Raw genomic sequence first — 22406 nt, forward strand, 5'->3', positions numbered from 1 at the left:
TCGACAAGATCGTCCATAAGCACCAGGGTCCTGACGGCGAACCACTGCTCCGGTTCGGACCCGACAACGAGAACGCCCGACTCACCTGGCCCGAGGCGGACACGCGGGCGCCCGTCCCGCCTCCCCTGTCCGGCGAGGACCCCGCGACGACCGACCCCGCGACGACGACCGACCCGGCGGACCTCGTCCGGGCGGACGGTCTCGCCTTCCGCCGGGTGGAAGCCCGCGCCGACGAGAACCGCCTCTTCCGGGCGGTGCTCGACAGCGCGCGCGGCCAGGACGTGCCGCCCGCCTGGGCCGCGCGGAGCATCGCCGGGCTGCGCGGTCTGGTGCGGGACCGCGTCGCCGGTTCCGAGCTGGGCGCCGTCGCCGACACCGCCGTACCGGACCCGGTGTCCACCGTGGTGGACGACCTCCGGATACGCGCCCTGGCCGGGGTCGACGACGCGGATGAGCAGCGCCGGATCACCGAGGAGTGGAACACCGTCGCTCAGGAGGTCGTCACCGACGGCGACCCCGGCCGGTGGCAGCAGATCCTCGCCGACACCGGCTATCCGCAGCTCGCCGAGGTGGCGCCCACCCCCGCCGACGCGCGGCGGCTCGGAGGGCGGGGCCTGCTCGCCGCCGCCGCGGAACGCCCCGGACTGTGGGCGTCCCCCTTCGCCGACCTGCTCCCGGACGCGCTGGCGAACACCCTCGACATCGATCTGAGGCTTGTGCAGCCCGACCCGCGGGAGACGGGCACGCTCCTCGTCACCGAGCTGCATCCGGGCGGCCCCGGCGGCATCCTGCACCTGGCGTACGACGGAACCGATCACTACGACGCCCTGGTGCCCATCCCGGAGCCGTCCACGCCCGCGCCCCCCGTACCGCCGGTCTCTCAGGAGCCGGACGGCTCCGACCCGTTCGGTGAGTGGCTGCGCGGCATGGCCGGGATCACCGATCTTGACAGTGCCGATCCCCCCGACCGGGGCGACCCGGTGCCCCTGGAGACCCAGCTCGAACGGCACCGCCCGGCCCGCCTGCTGACCGGCGAGGACGCCCGCCCGCCCGGGCCCGCGCCGCGCACGGTCACCTTCGAGGACGGCAGCAGGCTGCCCGCCGTCCTGATCAGGCCGGGCGCCGATCCGCGCGACACCGCCCCGGACGGGGCGCCGCAGGGCGCTCCCACCGGGCTGCTCGCCGGGCCGGGCACGCTCACCCTGCGCTCGCCCGAGCTGGTGGCCCGGGAGATCCTCGACAAGGTTCCGGCGTCGGTGCGGGCGAGGTTCGACGAGGCGGAGCTGCTGCGTCTGCTGACCGACCAGCCCTCGGCGTTCACCGACGCCCGCGGTGCCCGCCTCGTGGGCCGGGAGAAGTCCGGGGTCGGCCTGGAGATGACGGTCGAGGCCATCCCGTACCACCGGTGGGAACGCTTCTCCGACGTGGGGGGCGCCACGGTCCGGGTGGACACGATGCGGCGCGGGCAAGCCGGTACGGGCGGTGGGCGCAGCGTGGGCTTCGGGCGCCGGATCGCTGCGGGCATCGGCATGGGGCCCCCGCTCAACTGGCTGCTGAAGATCGGCACTTCGCTGGGCTGGGGCCGCAGGACGGACTACTCCCAGGGCACCTCGGCGTACAACCAGAGCGAGCACCGGGGCTGGGAGGGCTCGCACCTGCACCTGGACGACGTCCACTACCGGGTGCGGGTGGAGCGGGTCACCGAGGCACCGAAGACCACCGGAACGGACAGCCGGACGACCGATCCCACCGCCCCGCCCGCGCCGGGACCGCGCTGGCAGCGCACCCAGGTGCACACCGCGGAGTTCGGCATGCGGGACGGGCTGAGCTGGCGGCTGCCGGACGACTTCACCGTGCCGTTCACCGGGCCCCGCCGGGCGCCGGAGACGCTGACCTTCCCGGACGGGGTGGAACCGCGGCTGACCGACTCCACCGGCCTGTACCTGACGACCCCGCCGGAGGACATCGCGCTGGCTATCTCCGGGGCCCGTCCAGGCAGTTCGGCGCACCGCACACTGATCTCGTACGTCCGCCCGGGAAGGCTGCTCGGGCTGTTCGGGCGGCTCACCGGGCCGGTCAGCGGGCCTGAGCTGACCCGGGGCAGCGGTCAGCACCCGATGGGTCATCTGGTGGTGGAACGTTCGCTGCCGCACCGCGCCGTGCTGGTCACCGAGTCGGTCAAGGCGGAGGTGCGCGACCTCACGCAGACCACGTACCAGAACGAGCGCGGCCACGTCCGCGACACCCGCTTCGGCTTCCAGGTCACCGCCGGGCCGAACTACAGCCTGGTCGGCCCGGACACCGACGTACGTCTCCAGGGCGGTCCCCTGGTCCGCATGGACCTGGCCGCCGGACGGGGTCATTACCTGGGCACCGACGCGGCCCGCAAGGTCACCGGCAGGGTCCGCAACCATCCGATGGCGCTCTATCAGGTGGAGCGCACCCTGATGGTCCGCAAGGCCGGTGAACCGGCGTCCGCGGCCCGGCCGGTGCGGGCGGTCAGCCTGGACTGGATCTCCACCCAGGACGCCCGACGGCTCGCGGGCTGGGACAGCCGTACGCCCGGCCGGACGGGACCGAACCCGGACGCCGAGCCGCCGGTGCCGTGGTACCTCACCCGTGAGAATCCGGTGCATCTGGGCGGTCAGGTCCGCGCGGAGGGCTTCCGTCCGCAGGCACGCGCCCAGACGCAGCCCACGGTGACCGGGCAGCAGGCCCCGGCGCCCGTCACCGAGCAGCAGCAGCCCCCGCCCGCCACCCAGCAGACGTCTCCTCCCGCCACCCAGCAGCAGACGCCACCGGCGACCCAGCAGCAGCCCGCCCCTCAGGACGGCACCGCCGCTCCCCAGGACCCCATGCGGGTCTTCACGGAAGCCGTCCTGGACACCCTGCACCGCTCGTACCCGTCGATGTTCGTGCCGCCGATGATGCTGCGGCACCCCCGGCTGGCCCGCTTCTGGTACGGCGACGGGCGGATGCGGACCGCGCTGCACAACGACCGGCAGGTACGCGAAGCGCTGAACCGGCCCACCCTGACGCAGAGTCTGGACGAGCTGACCACCACCGGGGTCCCGGTCACGCTCACCGAGGACGGCAAGGTGCGCCGCGGCCACCACACGCTGATCCTGCGGGCGCGGCTGGCCGACCGCCGGTTCGAGACCACCATGAGCGAGCGGTCCCTGCGCGGCGCGGTGGTCGGCAGTGAGGTCTCCGGGCAGGGGCAGCAGGAGTCCAGCACCTACTCCGCCGGTGTCGAGCTGGGAATCTCGCCGCGCGACCACGACAAGGTGCCCGGCCCCAACCTGCCGCGCCAGACCGGAAACGTCTCGGTCGGCGCCCGCTACGCCCGCACCTACCAGAAGGGCTCCCGGAGCAACATCACGGTCACCCATGACCACCTGGCGTTGCAGAACGGCGCCGACCTCTACAGCTACCAGGTGGAACTGGGCGCCACCTTCGAGGGCCACCGCCGCCCGCGCGGCTGGGCCCGCCTGCTGTCGGTCGGTCTGCTCGGTGCGGGCGTCTTCGTCAGCAAGGTCGAGGAGCGTCCGCTCTTCAGCCGGGGCACCGAGACCGTGGGGCGGGTGGAGCTGGCCGTGCCCGCGGCGCACGGCTCCGACCGCTACGCCCCCACCGACCCGCCCGCCGGCGGCACGGCACCCGGTCCCACACCCGTGCCGCAGCGCCTCTCCGCCACCGAGGCGGATCAGCTCCTCGACGGCACCCGACCCCTGCCCAGGTCGGACTCGGACGACCAGCGGCTCGTCCGGCGGCTGCTGAGCGCCCCGCACGTGGTGCTCAGCGCCGAGGGCGGCCCGCAGCGCCAGCAGCTGATGCAGGACACCGCCGACCGGGCTTCCGGCACCTCCTGGCACGTCAGCGCGCCCGGCGCACCGGTGCGCACCGCGCTGCGCCGGGCGATGGCCAACCTCGGTGTGGCCGGCCAACTCGGTCAGTACCTCGGCCCGTTCGGCTCCCGGATCACCGGGCTCAACGGCGCAGGGCCGTTCCGGACGCACTACCTGAAGGGCGCGATCCGGGGCGAGCTGGACAACGTACGGGTCAAGAGCGACCCGAAGCCGGCCAGCCTGGAGAGCACCATCGGCAACGAGCACCGGGTCGTCGGCAACGCGAGCACCGCCTCGCGCACCACGCTCGGCGTCCAGGGCGGCTACATGCCGTTGCAGCAGATGCCCGGGGAACAGGCGCTGGTCGGCTCGTACTCGACGGCCCTCCAGTACGCCTGGGGCAAGGGCCGTGGCGTCTCGCAGGCCCTCACCCGCGGGCACAACACCACCCTGAGCTTCGCCGGGCGGATGTACCTGGTGGTGGCCGACGCCGCGGAGACCGTGGCGGTACGAGACCGCTGGACCGCCGCGATGGGGACGGTCGGCACCCGGGCCGGGGCCCGCGTCAGCTCCGCCGCCGGACGGCTGTCCGAGCGCCTCGGGCGCGGCCTGGCACCCCGCCGCGCCGCCGCCGCGCTCCAGCGGATCCGTGACGCCGTGATGTTCCACCTGCCGATGCAGGACGTCATCGAGACCGGGCTCGCTCCGGACGGGCTGGGCACCACCACCCCGCGCAACCTCGGCGGCGGCTACCGGGTGCCGGACTTCCTGCGCCGTCGGCGCTTCCCGACCCACCCCAGCGGCCAGCTGGACGCGAGCCGGGCGGCGCGGGACCTGCTGCCGCGTCTGGAGAAGATCGGCGTTCCCTCGCACGACCGGGAACAGGTGTTGCAGCGGCTCTCGCCGGACTTCCTGCGCGCCCATCTGCACGAGCTGACCACCGACGGGATGAACCTGCCGGTCCGCTACCGCACCTGGTCCCGCCCGCACCACCTGCCGGTCGGCGGCAGCCCGGGCCAGGTCCGCTTCAAGCTGACCCCGGTCACCACGACCGTGGAGCGGCTGCGCACCGGGTACGAGCTGGAGGACTACCGGACCATCGCCCGCGACAACGCGGGCAATGTCACCCAGGACCGCGGTGCCGACATCACCCTGAGCGGCGGTCAGCGCGCGGCGGCCGACGGCATCCTGGTCGCCAACCCCTCGCTCCAGGGCACGGCGGCCAAGCAGCGGGCGAGCAACCGCACCGAGACCGACGGCAGTACGGCGATGCCGAACATCGCCACCACGCAGGCTCACGTCGAGATCGTCACCAGTTACATCCTGAGCGTCACCATGACGGACGTGGCCGGTGACGCGCTCGCGCCGCGAGCCGTCGCGCAGGTCGGCACCCTCAACGAGTTCGCCCCGGCGGGGCTGCTCACCCCGGTGGGCGACGGAGACGACGGCGCGCTCACCGAGCGCGTCGTGCCCGAACCGGAGCGTGCCGTACGGATGCTGACGGCCGATCAGGCTCTGCCCGAAGGCATCACCGCGTGGCGCACCCCTGATGCCGGCACGGCCGACTCCGACGTCCTGCCCTTCGACGACCGGATCGGCTCAGGCATCCTCGCCGTGGACATCCGTGGCGCGGCCGGTGTGTACGACGCGCTGACCCTCGCCACCGCCCGCGCCGACGGCCTCGGCGACACCGACCTCGGCAAGGGGTACACCGGCCGGTCCCTCGCCGCACGCGTCCGCATCGCGCATCTCACCCCGCTCACCGGCCTGGGCACGGCTTCCGCGCAGGCACAGCAGGAAGCCACCTCGCAGGGTGGTCTGACCGGCGGATTCCGCGAGGCGCTCGGCGCGGGCGGCTCCCGGCTGCCGACCCAGTCCTCCGCGCACCTGTTCGGCCAGTCCCACACCGCGGACTCCCGCCTCTACGCGAAGATGCACCGCCGCGGCGCTCGGCTGCTCGCCGTGGAGAGCAAGCCCCGCATGGAGGCCTCTCAGCGGCGCAAGACCGCCGACGCGCTGGAGGCCGGCATCACCGACAACGTCGAGGGAGCGACGGGCACCGCGCCGCTGGCCGGGAACAGCAACGCGGGTATGACGAACCCCGGAGCCACGGTCCCGATCGCCGGCTCGAACGACGGCGTCGCGCTCAAGGGCGCCGCGGACACCACCCTCGGCACCCATGTCAAGGTCGTCACCGACCGCAGCATGCTGTTCGCGGTGCCGGTGAGCTGGCTGGCGGTGGCCGAGGTGGACCAACGGATCACCAACAGCCGCCCGATGCGCGCGCTCGGCGCGGTCCCGCGCGGACCACGCGCCGCCGAGGCCGAGACCACCGCACTGGTCTGGCTGCGTGAGGACATCGCCCGCGACTACGGACTCCTGGACGACGGCACGTTCCCCGAGGAGGTCGGCACCGCCTGGGGCGACATGACCAAGGCCGCCGCCGACCTCGCCACGGCCGAGAAGGAGTACTACGACGCCCGCGCACGGGCCCGGGAGGCCTGGCTCTCGCTGAGCCCCGCGGAGCGGACCGCGCTCGGCGACGACGACCCCCGCCTGGCGACCGCACTGCCGCGGGACCTCGCGCAGGCCCCTGCGGTCGTCGCCTGGCAGGCCGCCCGCGACGAGGCACGGCTGTGGGAGGGACGCACCGACGCCGCCGCCGCGGACCACCACCGGCTGCACCTCGCAGCCTCCCGCCTCACCGCCCACCACCAGGGTTCGGCCTCGGTCCCGGTGCGTGATGTGCCGCAGGAGTACGCCGCGCCGGAGTGGCGTTCCCAGGCGCCGGAGCCGTACGGAATCACCGACGGCAGTGGTTCCACGCCCCGCACCCTCACTTCCCCGGACGGCGCCACGGTGCGCGAGGTGCACGAGATGCCGCACGACGGCGCCTCGTTCTTCCACGCGCTGCTCGCCGCCGCCGCGACCCGGGGCCGGTTGCCCCACCTGCTCGGCAACGACCTCGCCGACCGGTTCGCGGGCGCGGCCGGCGACCCGGAGGTCACCGCCGAGGCCATCGGCGCCGCCCGCGACCGCCTCGCCTGGGCCATGGGCGAGGACGGCAACGAGGATCTGCTCGACGCCCTCGCCCTGGACGTCGCCGACACCTTCACCCAGGACGAACTGGACGCAGCGGGCGTGGTACTGACCCCGGCCCAGCAGGCGGAGTTCGACGCTTTCGGCCGTCTACCGCTGACGTACTGGCCGACGCCGGACCAGCGGGTCGCGCTGGCGACGGCCGCCCTGTCCCGCCCGTTCGCGAGCGAGCCGGTCCCCGCCGACGCCGGGCAACCGGACGGCGTACCGGCCGCGCCCGAGCGCCGCGCCGGTGACAACGGCGGGGCCGACCTGCTGCCCGCCCTTGCCGCGCGGGTCCTCGGCACCCCGCTGACCGTCGTGACCGGTGAGGGCCGCGACCAGCTGTTCCTCCCGCACGGCGTCGATCCGGCCGCCGTCGACCCGTCTGCCGACCCGGTGCTGTTCTCCGCCGACGGCTTCTTCCACGCCGCTCTTCCGCCGGGCACCACGGCGCCGGTCGCCGCCGCGCTGCCGGCCCCTGCGACCGCGCCGGGATCCGGCACCTCGGCCGACGACACCACGCGCGCAGCGCAGCAGCCGCCCGCGCACCGCAGCCACACCACCGCACCCTGGCTGCCGCCCGCCGACAGCACCGGCCCGCGCTACCGCCTCGGCCGCGACGGCGTCCTGACCGCACCCGACCGTGCCACCTACACCCAGGGCGCCCCCACAGGACGAGGCAACGGCTTCTTCGGAGCGCTGTCCACGGTCCTGCTCCAGGCCGCCGAGCAGCCCGGACTCGACCGCCGCGAGGCGGCACGGCTGCGCACGCGTGGCGGAGCGTCGCCCGCCCAGCTGATGCGTCTGAACGGCCTGCCCGGTGACCCCGCCGAACGCGACACCCTCTTCGCGCCACCGCCCATGAGGGTGCGGCCCGGTGCGCCCGCGCCGAGCCGTGACGCTCTCGACGGCCACCTGCGCCGCCACCTCACCGCAGCGCCCTGGGGCCCCGGGGCCGACCGGGCCGCCGCCGAGTGGGCGGCTGCCGCCACCGGCACCACCGTCACCCTGGTCGAGGAGGACGGCACCGCCCACACCTATCCCGGTCCGTCCGCCGACGGGCCGCACCTCCGACTCCGGCGGCGCGGCGGCGACTTCGTACCCCTGCTCCAGCGCACCCCCGCGCCGCCCGCCCCGCAAGCGGCACCGCCGGCTCCGCCCGCGCCGCAGCAGGACCCGGCCGCCGTTCCCCTGCCCCCGTCCCCGGACGGCAGCGACCTCCCGGGGCTCCCGGGCGAGGAAGAGGCGTACGAGCTGAGCACGCTGTCCGGTGCCGGAGCCACCAAGGCCCCGGAGACGGCAGGCACCGAGGACGGGTCGTTCCCCCTGCCGCCGTCCGCACGCACCCGGCCCCCCGTAGCTGATGCGCCGGCACAGTCCCGGAACGCCGACGACAGCAGCGACACCGACGACAGTGACAGCGACAGCGAGAACGGCGCCCCGGAGGTCGATCTGGCGCAGTTCCGCTTCGTGGACGACAGCGGCGACGCCGACGACAGCAGTGACACCGACAGCAGTGACAGCGACGACAGTGACAGCGACAGCGAGGACGGCGCCGCGGAGGTCGATCTGGCGCAGTTCCGCTTCGTGGACGACAGCGGCGACGCCGACGACAGCAGTGACACCGACAGCGAGGACGGTGCCCCGGACGCCGCCCAGGAGGCGTGGCTCGACCTCCTCTTCGGAGCCGCGGCCAGGCACGACCACTCGCCCGAGACACTTGTCGACACGGTGTCGTCGCTGCGGGAACTCGCCATGCGGGAGGAGCTGCCGTCGTACGTGGCCACCGGCGAGCTGGACGCACTGCACGACCTGACCAGGCGGGTGCTGGACCTCGGCCCGGACGTTCCGGTGCACGGACAGCACCTGCTGCTCCTCGGATCCCTGGCCCTGAGCGCCTCCCCTGACGAACTGTCCGACGCCGACGCCCTCGCCGACTACCTGACGCAGCACGACGCCGTCCTGAGCCAGGACACCCAGCTGGTCACGGATGCCGGTACCGGGCGGAACTGGGTCGGCACCGGGAACCAGACGCCGCCCCTGAACTCGTACGCGCTGGAGGGCGAGGACGGCAGCCTGGTCACCTGGACCGCACCCTGGCCGGAGCCGTACGTGGTCCTCGCCAAGGAGAGCGCGGACGCCGTTCACCTGGTGACGCCGCACGGCAGGCTCACCCTGGACGATCTCGGTGAGTTCGCCCGGCTCGTCGCGCGGGACCCGGCCCGGCCTCCGGGAGCCGATGTCGTCCTGGCCTTCCCCCACGGCGACATCGCGGTGCTGGCACGGCACGTCGCCGACCTGACGGGCTCCAAGGTCTGGTACTCGGAGCACGGTCCCCTCCTGTCGACGGACGGGCGGTCCGGCACCGACCACATCACGCTGGGGCCGGTCCCCGACGGCGCCGGGACGGCATGGGCCTCCGTCGGACCGGATGCGGACGACGCCGGCGAGGCGGACTTCGCGGACATCGTCGCCCTGTACGAGAACGAGTCCGAGTCCGCCGACGGGATCGAGGCGCGCCGGCCCAAGCCGCTGACCACGAGGGACTACGGGGTCGAGGACCACCGTGGTGACGGCGTGCTCTTCCGCAAGCCCGGCGACCTCCAGGGCACCTGGCAGACCCCGCAGGCGCTGGCGGACGTGGAGGACGCCCCTGAACTGGCCATGTCCGTACAGGGCTACTACGAGACGCTCGCCACCCAGCGGCCCGTCCTGCGGATCTCCTCGGACCGTACGCTCGCGGTCGAGAACGGCGCATACGGGCAGCAGGTCTTCGCGACGGAGCAGGCCGTCGCCCGCGCGTCGGTCGATCTGGCGCGTGCGGGCCTCGCGGTGCGTCTGCGGGCCGACGAGGACCTGAGCATCCTGCTGCCCACCCCCGACGGAAGCACGCAGCGGCTGTTCCGCGTGACGCCCGACTTCCTGACCCGGTCCGGGCAGTCCTCGGAGGAGGTCTGCCGGGACTTCGCCGACATGCTGGCAGAGAACTCCCGCACGTCGCACATGGTCTTCCGCGATCCCCGCACCGGCCTGGTGGTCACCGCGCCGGTCAACGCCTCCGACGGGGTGGAGGTCACCGGCACGCACCACCTCGCCGACGCCCTGGGCCACGTCGCGGACGGCGACGTGGCGCCCGACACGGCGGATCCCGCGTGGGCGTCCTCGTACGTCCGCCGGGACGACCGGCCCACCGGCGGCGACGGCGGCCCGCTGCCCGGCCACGCGTACGGCAGTGCGCTCAGCCTCGACCAGCCGGTCGACCCGCGCCGCGACGCACTGTCGGACGCCGCGAAACGGATCGGGGTCAACGAGCACGCGTGGGCCGGCGTCGGCGAGGGCTACGTCGTCCAGTCCGTCGCGACGGCCGGCGCCCAGGGTCAGCCGAGCCTGGAACGCAACTACGCCAAGCCGCGATCCGGCATCAGCCGCTCGCACTTCGGCTACCACTTCGCCACCGTGGTCCTGGCCAGCGAGGACGGCAGCCACCAGATCTCCCTGGAGAACCACGCGCGGGTTTCGCAGCGGAACGCCCGGCACCGCGGGGAGGCGAAGGCGAACCTGAGGGGGCACAACCTGAAGGCTCTGCGGGAGGCCGCGGCGCGACTGCGGGGGGTGATCGAGCAACGGGAGGAGGCCGGCACCGACGAGCACCTCAGCGAGCTGCGCGCCCATCTCGACCTGACGCTGGCCCTGGCACGGGCGAAGCAGGCCCAGGCGGAGATGCGCGCGGCGCCCGCCGGGTCACCGGAGCGCGCCGCCGCCGAGCGGACACTGGAGGGCGCCACCCGCACTGCCGCGCAGCGCATCGGACAGCTCGAACAGGTCATCCCCGGCAAGAACCAGTGGTACATGCGGATGTACTCCCAGCGGCCGGGTGAGTCGGCCCACGACACCAACGCGGGACTGCTGGACGACAGGCCCTCCGCCGAGGCGAACCCGCTCACCGCCGTCGTGCTCCGCGGCCAGCAGGCACTGCCGGTGACCATTTCCTTCCCGAAGGGCGCCCAGCAGACGCCCGACGGTGCGAAGCACCCCCTGCGGTACCTGGCCAAGATTGTGGCCAGGACGGCGATGTGGAACACCGCCAACGGGCTGCCGCTCCCGGACGTCAAGGTCACCGGCCAGCGCAGCGGGCTCCTGACGGGCCGGGACATCGCGAAGGCCCGCGCCGAGGCGGTCGTGGCCTCGTTCCGGCAGGAACTGGCCGAGGCGCTCACACCGCTTCAGGACGGCACCCCGGGACCGCACCTCACCGCCGACCTGTTCACCGTCGATGCGGTCTCGGCGCGCGGGCCGCGGTCCGCAACCGGCGACACGGGCACCGGCACCGTGGACGTCACGATCGACGACCACCGCGGCGGACCGCGGCAGGTCGCCACCCGTAGTCCGCGCGCCTCCCGGCCGGGAGGCCTGTGGGGCGGCTCGCCCGACGACGGTCTCGACCCGGTGGCGGAGCAGTGGCCGATCGGCCGCCCGGTCACCGTCATGCGGCCCCGCTTCGGCGGCGTCGACCCGGCCTCCGTCGTGCCCGCCGCCGACGTACCGGCCGCCGACGTGCCTGCGACCGACCTGCCTGCCGACACCGGAACCGGGAAGGGCAAAGCCCCGGCCGTGGCGAGCGCGGACGACGCGGCGGCCACCACGGACCCGCAGCCGAACCGGTGGTTCACGTACACGCGTCCCGCCGAGTCCCGCTCGGAGCCCTTCCGTTACGAGGTCGCCGACACCGGGCACATCAGGCTCCCGGACGGGGAGGAGATCCCGCCGGCCGGGTGGACGCGGTTCGGCCACGACTTCGTCCACGAGGCGACGGGCGCGATCCTGCGGGGCGACAGCGGCTGGATCGGCCGCGTCGCCAACATGGACACCCTCTCGGTCGTGATGGCCGACCTGGACAACGACTCGGCGCCCCACCGGATCACGGCGGACTCCTCGGCCCTGTACCTGGTGCCGGAGGACGGCGGCGACACAGCCCTGCGCATCCCGCTCCGGGAGACCACCGCGCCGCCCCGCGCCCGCCTCGACGACCGGCCCCGTTACGTCGTGCGATCGGCCTTCGACGTACGGCGCTTCACCCACGACGGCGAGACCGTCACCGACCTGACCGTGCGGCTCGCCTTTCACCCGGGGGACGGGCAGGCCGACACCGATGCCGCCATGGCGCGGGTGCTCGAGGGTGTGGAGGAGTTCTACAACCGGCCGGGGCACAGGCTGCCCAACGGCGACCGGCTGCACGTCACCGTCGAGCCGCCCGGGCCGGACGAGGACCCCCATCTGACGGTCGAACTCGTCGGCCGGGACCAGCAGATGAACCAGCGGGCGTGGTGGGCCGACGCCGATCCGGTGGAGTTCGCGCACGAGCTGGCGCACCAGCTGTTCCTGCGGGACGAGACGCGCGACGCGAGCAACCCCGGCCGTCTCCACGCACCGGGCAGCCTGCTCGGCCCGTTCGACGAGCAGGCCCCCGACGGCCTCGCGCAGAGCGGTCTGCGCCCGCGGCACCTCCAGCTGTGGGCCGCGGTCGCCGGGGACGTCACGCCGCACACCGCGCCGGAGGGGACGAGCTGGGCGGACGCGCGGAAGAACGCGACGGCCGAGCTCCGGGAGCCGGTATGGGTCGACCCGGTGTCGCTCCCCGCGGCCGGCCCCCGGACCGGTCCGGACGGCGCGGTGGCGCCCCCGCTGCCCCCCGGACACGCCCTGCCCACGCTGGCGGAGGACCCCGACGAGTCGGAGTCCGACTCGGACTCCGACGACGAGGCCGAGCGCCCGTTCTGGGCCGAACCGGGCTGGCTGGACACGATGTTCGGTCCCCAGCGGGGCAGCATTCCGCGCGCCCGCCTCCGGGAGACCTCCGAGGCGCTGTACGACCTCGTCCGGGAGGAGGCCGACGCGCACCCGACGGCGCAGACGCTGCGCGACGGCCTGAGGCGCGCCACCCGGCAGGTCCTGCACATGGGGCGCGGGACCCGGCCGGGCCCCGCGGACTTCCTGCTGCTCGGCTCGCTGGCGCTCGACGCCTCCTCGGACGACCTCGCCAGCGTCGGCGACCTCGCCCTGTACTTCGTCGAGCGGCAGATCGAGACCGGTCGGGGCGCCCTGGACGACGGCACGCTGCTGCGCGACGACGAGGGGAACGCTGTCGGGCGCGACTTCACCGGGCCGGGGCAGCCGACCCCCGAACTGGCGTCCTACGCGGTGCGCGGCCGCGGCCGGGTCATCCCACGGCCCGCTCCGTGGCAGAACCCGTACCTGGTCGCGGCCGACGCGGACGGCCGCGCCGTCGAGATCGCCATGCCGGGGCGGACCTTCCGGGTGGACAGCGCGGAAGAGCTGGCCATGCTCATCTCGTACGACGCCCGAAGGCCCCGCGGCGCGGACATCGTCCTGGCGCTCCCCCCGGAGTACGCCGCTACCGTCGCCTCCCTCGTCGCGGGGACGACGGGCCGCCGCGTCTGGTACCCGGAGGCGCCGGTCGGTGTGGCCACGCATCCGACGGCCGGGACCCGCCACCTCATGCTCGAACTGAGCGAGGGCAACACCGGTGCGGGCTGGGCCTCGGCCGCCCCGCCCGCCGACGGCGGGCTGCCCGGTGCCCGCGACCTCAGCGGCGAGGCCGACACCGGGAGCGAGGCCGACCCGGACGGCGAGGACGACGGGTCCAGCAGCGACGACGACGCGGACTTCGACCGCATGGTCGACCAGGCCGTACTCGAACGGCAGATCGAGGGGCGTCGTCCCCGCCCGCTGACGACGCGCGACTACGGCGTCATCGACAAGCGGGGCACCGGGATCCTGTTCACCCAGCCGCTCCCGCGATCCGTCGGGGAGGTCCGGGCCGGCACCGGACCCGACGCGCTGATCCTGCCGCGCCAGGACCACGGGACCGTGGCCATGGCCGACCGGCCGCCGCTGCACATCTCCGAGGACCGGACGCTGGCGATCCTCGCGGCCGACGACGGCACGACCGGCCGCGGCCGGCAGGTGTACGCCACCCGCGCGGCGATCGAGCACTCGTCGGCGCGGCTGACCGCGGCCGGAGCGGGAGTCCGGCTGAAGGCCGACGAGTCGACCGGTGTGCTGCTGCCGACGGAGGACGGTTCGTACGGCGAACCGCTGTTCCGGGTGGAGCCGGAGTTCTTGACGGCTTCCGGCGGTTCGGAGCACGCCTTCACGCGGGACTTCGCCCAGATGGTGGCCGGCGCGGCGAGCGCGCCCCTGTCCCACATCGCCTTCCGGGCTCCCACCGGCGAGGTCGTCTCGACGGCCCCGGTGAACGGACTCCACGGCCGGGAGGTCACCGGAACCCACCACCTGGCCCACGCACTGACGGAGGTCGCCGAGGGCACGCGCGCCGCCACCGACGTCACCCCGCGCTGGGCCGCCCGCCAGACGGGCCGGGACAACCGCTTCACCGGAGGCGTGGTCGGCGCCCCCACACCGGGCGAGCGTTACGGCCAGGCCCTGAGCTACGAGCCGCAGGACAACCCGCTGCGCACCCCGCTGGCCTCGGCGGCGCGTCGCATCGGCGTCAACGAGTACGCATGGGCGGGGGTCGGCGAGGGCTACCTGATCCAGTCGGTCAGCACCACGAACGACGGCGGCGCGCAGCTGTTCTCGCACAACCACGCCAAGCCCGGCGACCGGGTGGGCCCGCACGCCCCCTACCACTTCGCGCAGGTGGTGCTGGCCAGCGAGGACGGCACCCACCAGATCACGCTGGAGAACGAGACCCACTCCCGGAGCGAGATCCCGGCCGAACTCCTCGACGACGTCATCGACGAGAACATCGACCGCTACGGCGAGGACGAGCTCATCCGGCTGGCCGGCGGAGCCGAACAGCGCCTCTCCGAGGCGCGGCGGAACGGCGCGGACCAGGCGGAGATCGACCGCCTGGAGAGCTTCGCGCGGGCGGCCAGGGCCCTGGCCGGTGTCCACGAGGCGGAGCAACTGCTGTGGTACTTCGACGAGGACCGGCCCGAGCACGCGTTGGCGCTGCACGAGGCCGACCGGGCGCGCTCCCGCGCGAGGGATCTGATCCTGGCCGCCGCGCCGGTGATGGACAGCAAGGACCTGTGGTCCTTCCGGGCGTACAGCAAGCGGCCGGGCGAGTCGGCGCACGAGGTCAACGCGGCCCTGCTGTCCGACTCCTCGCCCGCGGTGGCCAATCCGCTGACGACGGTGGTGCTGCACGGCCACGCGCCGCGCCGGCACCAGCACACCGTCCGCTTCGAGGAGGGGCAGCACGACACCCCCGCCTACGCGGACGGCACGATCGACGGCCTGGCCCTGGCGCTGGCACGCGCGGGGCTGTGGAACCGCGCCCACGGCCTGCCGATGCCGGCGGTCACCCTCACCGGGCACGGCAACCGCTCGCAGGCCAGTGGCCAAAGGCGGGCCGACGCCGTCGCCAGGGCGCTCGCGGCCAGGCTGGCCCAGGTTCTGGACACCTTCCAGACCGGCCTGCGCGGGCCGCGCGTCGGCGTACGGGACTTCGGTCTCACCAGAACCGCCAAGCGGGTGCGCAGTGCCACCGACCCGGACCAGGGACGCGTGGTGACGATCGCGATCGACGATCAGCGCCTGGTCCCGCCGGGGCACTCGCGGCACACCGCGCCCGTCGGAGAGCCGGACCGGTCCGAGGAGCCCGCACCCGTGCGGCCGGACGGGTCCGCGGCCACCGGGCCCGCGACCGCCGAACCCGTACCCGCCCCCGAGCGCGCCAGGTCCCGGCCGACGGGCCGTTCCGCACAGGCGAGCCGGGAGCGCGGTAACAGCGAGGCGCCCCCGTGGGCCCTGGCGCGGATCCGCTACGCCGAGGAGTCCGTCGCCTTCGACAGGCGGCTGGGCGAGTACCTGGCCGAACACGAGGCGGTGACCGCTGAGTTCCGGAAGATGGCGAGTGCCGCGTGGGCGGAGGCGCGCCGGCGGTATCCGCGCACGCTGGCGACGTTCGGCGACACCAGCAAGTTCAAGGCGGGCGTCGTCGGCACGTCCCGCGAGGCACTCCAGCGGGTGGTGAGGAGCGGGAACCTGCGGGAGCTCGTCGCGTTCCTGTACGAGGGGATCTCCCGTGATCTCGTGCCGGAGATGCTCGGCGGCGCCGAGGAGCAGCATCCGGACATCGCCGCGGAGCGGCCGAGCCGACGGCAGCGGGAGACCTACGCCGCGTACATGCAGCGCGCCACGGAGATCCAGGCGTCGGACATGACCCTCGCGGACAAGCAGGCCGCGATCAAGGAGCTGCCGCAGCCGGTGGCGGACCCGGCACGTCCGGACGACGCGCGTCCGCCGCTGAGCGAGGCGGAGCGCCGGTTCGCGGTCGACGAGGCGGGACTGACCTGGATGCCCGCGACGTCGGTGTACGACATCGCGATGAGCGCCGAATTCCAGGGGCTTTCCGAGGACTCCGGCGGTCTGGTGGCGACCGGCACCGCCGGGTCCACGTACCGCTTCATGCTGCACGCCGCCCGCATGCGGGAGCAGTGGGGCCTCGACCTGGACCTCGGCCTGATCCGGGCCGGGATGCTGGCCATCTCGCTGACGGTGGGCCACCACACCGTCCACGAGGTGATGCGCGGCGCCCAGCTGGCGCTGAACGACGTTCCCGGCCACGACCCGGCCCTCGACTACACGGACAACTGGGGCCGGTACTGGAACATCTATCCGCTCGACGAGCAGGAGCTGCGGGAGAACGTCGCGCGGGAAGGGCTCTTCCCCGACGAGCACGCCCAGGCCTTGCTGGACGAGCTGGAGCCGAAGCCGGGTACCGTGACGCGTGAGGGCGGCACCGGCACCCGCACCGCGCTCCCGCACCGCCCGATCCACACCCGGCCCGTCGCCACCGAGCCCAACCACCCGGCGCCGCAGATGCCGAACCCTCCCGCCACGCACCGGGTCACCGCCGCGACGGCCCCGGAGGTGTCGCCCCACGAGGCGGAGGGCCACCGCGACGCGGTCCTCGACGCGCTGTACGGTCTGGGCGCCCTGGACGGCGTCGACCGGGAACGGGCCGCCGAGGGGCTGGAACGGCTGGACCGGCTGCGGACGACGGACCCTGAGCTGCGCGGAGGCTTCCTGGACCTGGATGCGCTGGTCCGCCGGGTGCTGCTGCTCGACCCCGCTGACACGGTGAACGCCGCGGCGCGTGGCGCCCTGGTACGGCTGGTGACGGCCCCGTTCACAGCCGGCGCCGGCACCACAGCCGCGCTGTCCGCCCATTACCTGGCCCAACGCGGAGCGTTCCACCCGGACTTCCGGCTCACCGACGCCCAGGGCCGCCCGCGCGGCTGGAACTGGCTCGGCCGGCCTCTCCCGGCCGACTTCGATCCGGGCACCACCGGCCGGATCTCCCGCGCCCCCGACGGCACGACCGGCCACAGCGGATCCGAGACGGCGCCATGGCTGCCCACGCCGGGCCACCCCGATCCGTACCTCGTGCTGCTCGACGGCCGGACCGACGCGGTCGTGGTGCGTGGGCTCGGCGGGTTCGCGCGCCCCGTGCCGCCCGAGGTCTTCCACGAGCTGATGGCTCTCGACCGGAACCTGGCGGGCCGGCCGGGGCCGCTGCTGCTCCACGTCGCCCGGCCCACCGCCGCGTCCCTGGACCTGCCGCGCGGGCTCGCCGACCGGCTCGGCCGAGAGGTGTGGGCCACCACCGGCCGGTCGGCCATCGGACGTCTCCCCGCCGCCCCGGACCGCTCGGTGGTCCTGCTGCTGGACGAGGAGAAGCAGGCGCCCCGGGGCCAGTGGTTCGCCAACACGCCGGCCACGGCGCCCACCTCGCCCGCCGACGCGGCGGACGATCATGTCAGCGCCCTCTCCATCGCCCACCACGGCCACCGGTCCACGGGCTACATCTCGATGGACCTCGCCGATTCGGCCGACGGCGGCTGGTCGCGAACGCTGTTGCACAGTCGGCTGGGAGAGGTCACGTCCTACGCGTTCCAGCGCACCGCCTACGACGCCAAGGGCGTCACCTACCCCGTGCCGTGGGCCGAACTCAACCTGCCCGCACCGTACTTCGCCAACAACCACGGCCTGCCGGGCTCCGTCAAGTGGCACACCCCGGAGGGGGAGAGGACGGACGACGGGCCGCAGTTCGCCCGCAGGCTCGCCCGCCGCCGCAGCCTGACCTCGCTCGCTCCCGAGCACCCCGTGGCGCTGCTCGTCTGCTACGCGGCGGCGACTCCCGGCATCGGTGAGATGCACGGGCTGCACATCGAGGGCCCGCTGCCGTTCACCCCCGACCCGCTCGCGGACGTCGCGGTCGCCCAGCACACGGCCAACGAGACGGGCCGCACGGTGTTCGCGACCTCCCTGGTGAACGCCGTCGTGCAGCGGAACGGTGACCAGGAGGCGTACCTCAGCGTCCAGACCGACGCGCGGGGCCGCGTCCACCCGTGGGTCATGTTCCGGCCGGAGCCGACCGGTGACGCGCTGGACGGGCGGGCCCGCGAGGCCGGGCTGCATCACGGCCCCGGACCCGCCCCCGAGGTGACACGGGAGCGGGCCCTGCGGCTGGTCCGGGCGCTGCGCCAGATCTTCGGCCCCACGGTCGACGAGAGCCCGGAGTATCCGGTGCTGCTGCGCGGCATCGGCGCCCTCGACCTGATGCGCGAGGCCGATCCGGACCTGAACCGCGACGGCGCACGTCAGTTCACCCTGGACCTGTACGAGCACATCCTGGCCGGGCATCACGGGGGAGGGCTCCCGCTGGGGCCGGTCCCGCAGTTCGCTCCGGAGAGCCACCACAGCCTGCTGGCCGAAGCGGCGCAGCGGTGGGACCGGGGCCTGCACGGCCCCCTGACCAGCTGGATCGCCCTGCCGCAGCTGGCCCGTATGGTGGCGGGCCTCACGTCGTCCCCCCACCGCGAGTCCGTGGCCCGGCGGGTCCTGGGGCTCGACGCGACGGCGCCGGTCGGCGAGGCCGAGTGGTCGCGTCTGCTGTGGGCGTCGTTCAACGCCGCCACGATGACGGCCGCCCTGCCGGACCGGGGCGCGTTCGCCGCCGCGGTGCTGCATCTGCCCGCCCCCGCCCCGGCGTCCTTCGGCGACGCCGTCCTCCTGGCGCGGCAGGCTGCGGCTGCGGGCCGGAACCCGTGGCAGCTCCACGAGGTGGCCGCCTACCACCTGGAACAGCAGGGGGCACTGGAGGACGACAGACTGCTGACGGACGACGAGGGCACCGCCTGGGGCCGGGCGCTGGACGGCACATCACGGCCGCAGGGCACGTTCGACCACAGCGTCGTGACGCTGCTGGGGTACGCGCCCGACGGCTCGCTCGTGCCCGTCGGCACCGAGCCCGCGCCCTGGACGGCCGACCCGCACCGCCCGAGGCCCTTCGTGTACGTCGCCGACGGTGACGCCGAAGGGCTGCGGATACAGGGAACGGTGCCGCCACTCGAGTTCGGCGAACTGGTCTTCCGAGACCCGGAGTTGCTTTCCGAGAACGGATACGCCGAGGTCATCGCGGTGGTGCCGCACGGCAGGCCGTCCGGCGCGCGGCCCGTCGAGGGCAGCATCCCGGGCGAGGGCGCCCGGAACTCGGCCCGGAACTGGTGGGCCACCAGCGGCGCCACCACGCTCCATCACGACCCGACGACCGGAACGTTCACCGTCGCGGTGCTGCCGGGCCCGGACGGGCAGCCGGCCACGGCGGGCGGCTGGGGGCGGATCACGACCCCCGAGGGCGACGGCTCCGGCACCACGCCCACGGCGACGGCGACCAACTCGGCGTCACCCCGTGAGGCCGTGGTGGCCGATGTCACCACGGAACACGACGCGGCCTGGGGCGCCCACGCACAGACACTGACCGCGCTCGGCGAGGCCACCGCCGAAGCGGCGACGACGGAGCGGATCAGCGGTGACGAGACGGCCGTGACGGACGCCTGGGCCGGGGTCGACGAGGCGCGCCACCGGCTGGAGGACGCGGAGGCGCGGCTGTGGACCCTGGGCGTCGCTCCGTACGAGCTGGGAGCGGCGCGGAACACCGGCTCCGACAGGGACGACGCGGCCCCGGCCGTCCCGAGGGACGCCGGTGAACGCCGGTGGATCGCGGACCAGGTGACCGAGGCGGACCTGCCGCCCGCTCCGCCGCAGCCCACCGAGGACGAGACCGTCAGCCTGCAGGAGCTGGGTGGCGTGGGCATCACGCCCTCCGTCGGCCAGCGCACCGAGATGATGCTGCGCGGCGACGACCGGCTGCCCGCGCGTGAACTGTCGCCGCTGGACCTGGTGCGGGTGCGGATGGCGCGGCCCGACGCCTGGACGGACACGATGGACGCGGTGGCCGCGAACGCGTCGCGGCGGCTGTGGGCGCAGGCGTACGCCCGCTTCGCGGACTCGGCACCCGAGGGCGCGGACGGGACCGACACCACCCGCGCCTGGGACGGCGCCGTCTCCCTGGTGCTGCCGGCGGAGCCGCACGACGTCCTCGCCGACTCCCGGTACGCCGGTGACGGCTTCCGCGACGCGGTGCGCCGGGTCGCCGGCCACCTGCTGGAGACGGGGACCGGCACCGGGGCCGCACCGGCCTCCGCCACGGAGCTGGCCGACACCCTGCGCTCCGGCCTGGACCTGCGGCCGCGCTGGACCGCTCCCGTCACGGAACCCGCCCCGGCTCCCGGGACCGGCACGGAACCGGTGCCGGTCCCGGCAGCCCAGTCGGGGACCGACGCCGACATGACCGACTTCGACATGTCGATGCTGGACGACATCGATCTGGGCACGATCGACTTCGGTGACTTCGACCCGTCGGCCTGGAACGACCTCGAGGCAGGCGACTTCGACTTCGACTTCGACTTCGACCTGACCGGAACTGACCTCGCCGACCTGGGCCTGACGGGTCCGGACACGACCGACGTCGACATGACCGGTCTTGAGCTCACCGGCCCGGACATGACCGCGCTGGACACGGCCGACGGTCATCCGGTGTTCGCCGCGCCGGTGACCGCCGCGTCCGCGCGGCCGCTCGCCCCCCTGCCCCGGCTGAGCCTCGTGACGTACGCCCAAGGTGAGACGCGTCCCTCGGCCGGCACGGAGGAGAGCGTCGAACGACTGGCGTTCCAGGTCGCGAAGGCCGGTCTGCGCAACCTGCGTACGCGGGTACCGCTGCCGAAGATCGATATCGCCGGGTACGGTGCCGACGCCCGCCAGACCGGCACCGCGCAGCAGCGGGAACAGGCCGCCCGGCAGAGGGGTGACCGGCGCGCGCGGACCGCGCGTGACCTGTTCGTGGGGAAGCTCGACGACGCGCTGCGCGCCCTCCAGACGAGCCTGCCGGAAGGGCGGACGCGACTGTCCGCGAGGGACTTCAAGATCACGTCGCGCGGCCGTGCGCGCCTGCCCGGCCGGAACGGCACCGCGGCCATGTCCGATCCGGTGAGCCGCGCGGACCTGGGCCGGCAGGCCACCATCGGCCTCACGTCGCCGGGGCACGCGGCGGCGGTCGAGACCCTGGACGCGCTGCGCCGCGACGACCGCACGCTGCGCGCCGGGGAGTTCGATCCGGACGCGGTCACCCGGCGAGTGCGACGCCTCGGCCCGTCCGTGCTCGTCGATCCGGAGATGCACAGGGACCTTTACACGACGGTCGAACGGGCGCTCGCGGCCGGGCGGGCGGGCAGCCTGGCCTCCCTCACGGCGTACGCCTTGGAGGAAGAGGGCGTACTTGCCGCGGGCCGCGCCCGGTACGTCACCATGGGAGGCGACCGGCTGGCGGGCCTGAACTGGGCCGGGTCCGATGTCGCCGAACTGGAAAGCCTGTTCGTGGACCACCTCCAGCAGGATCAGGCGGGCGGGTTCGCTCCGAGCGGAATGACGGACTTCGCCCCCTGGGCGTGGGACACGACCCCGTACACCGTCCTCGCCGAGGGCAGCCACGACACGGTGACGGCACGGCTGCCCGACGGAACGACGAGGGACCTCGACCCCGACGAGTTCGCCGAACTGGTCGCCGCCGACCCGGCGTTGCCGGGCCTGCCGGCTGCGGCCCCGATCGTGCTGGCCGTCCCGTTCACCGGCGACCGGTATCTGGAACTGCCGCGCAAGCTCGCGGAGCGCACCGGCCGCACCGTGTGGGCGCACAGCGGCCTGGCGCGGCGCAACCCCGATCCGGCGGGGTCGAACACCATCGCCGTGATCCAGCGGGACGGGATGCCCCACGGCTCGTGGGTCCCGGTCCGGCCCGGCCTGGCGCCCGACGCGGACGACGGCGCCCCGGACTGGCATCGCGACGTGCTGTCCCAGCCCATCGTGAGCGCACGGACCGGGCGGCAGATCGGCCGCAGTCTGCACCAGCCCGGCGAGCTCACCGAGTCGTCGCGCGAGGACCACTTCAGCCGTCTCGACCAGATGACGCTGTACGTCCACTTCAACCGTGCCACCGGCACGTACTCCGCCAAGCTCCCGCTGGCGGACCCGGGGCCGAAGGACAAGGCGTACCACCTGGCCGGCCACGGTCTGCCCGGCAGTCTG

General features: G+C 74.3%; 1 protein-coding gene (running past one end of the window). It reads left to right on the forward strand.

Annotation, left to right across the window (positions count from 1 at the left end; genetic code table 11):
* Nucleotides 1–22406, forward strand: part of the annotated coding region (locus ACWD04_RS17735; RefSeq protein WP_451132858.1) for a lonely Cys domain-containing protein (this coding region is incomplete at its 5' end). The annotated region continues 9969 nt past the right edge of the window; 22406 of its 32375 annotated nt are in view.

Source organism: Streptomyces sp. NPDC002911 (genome assembly GCF_053591835.1).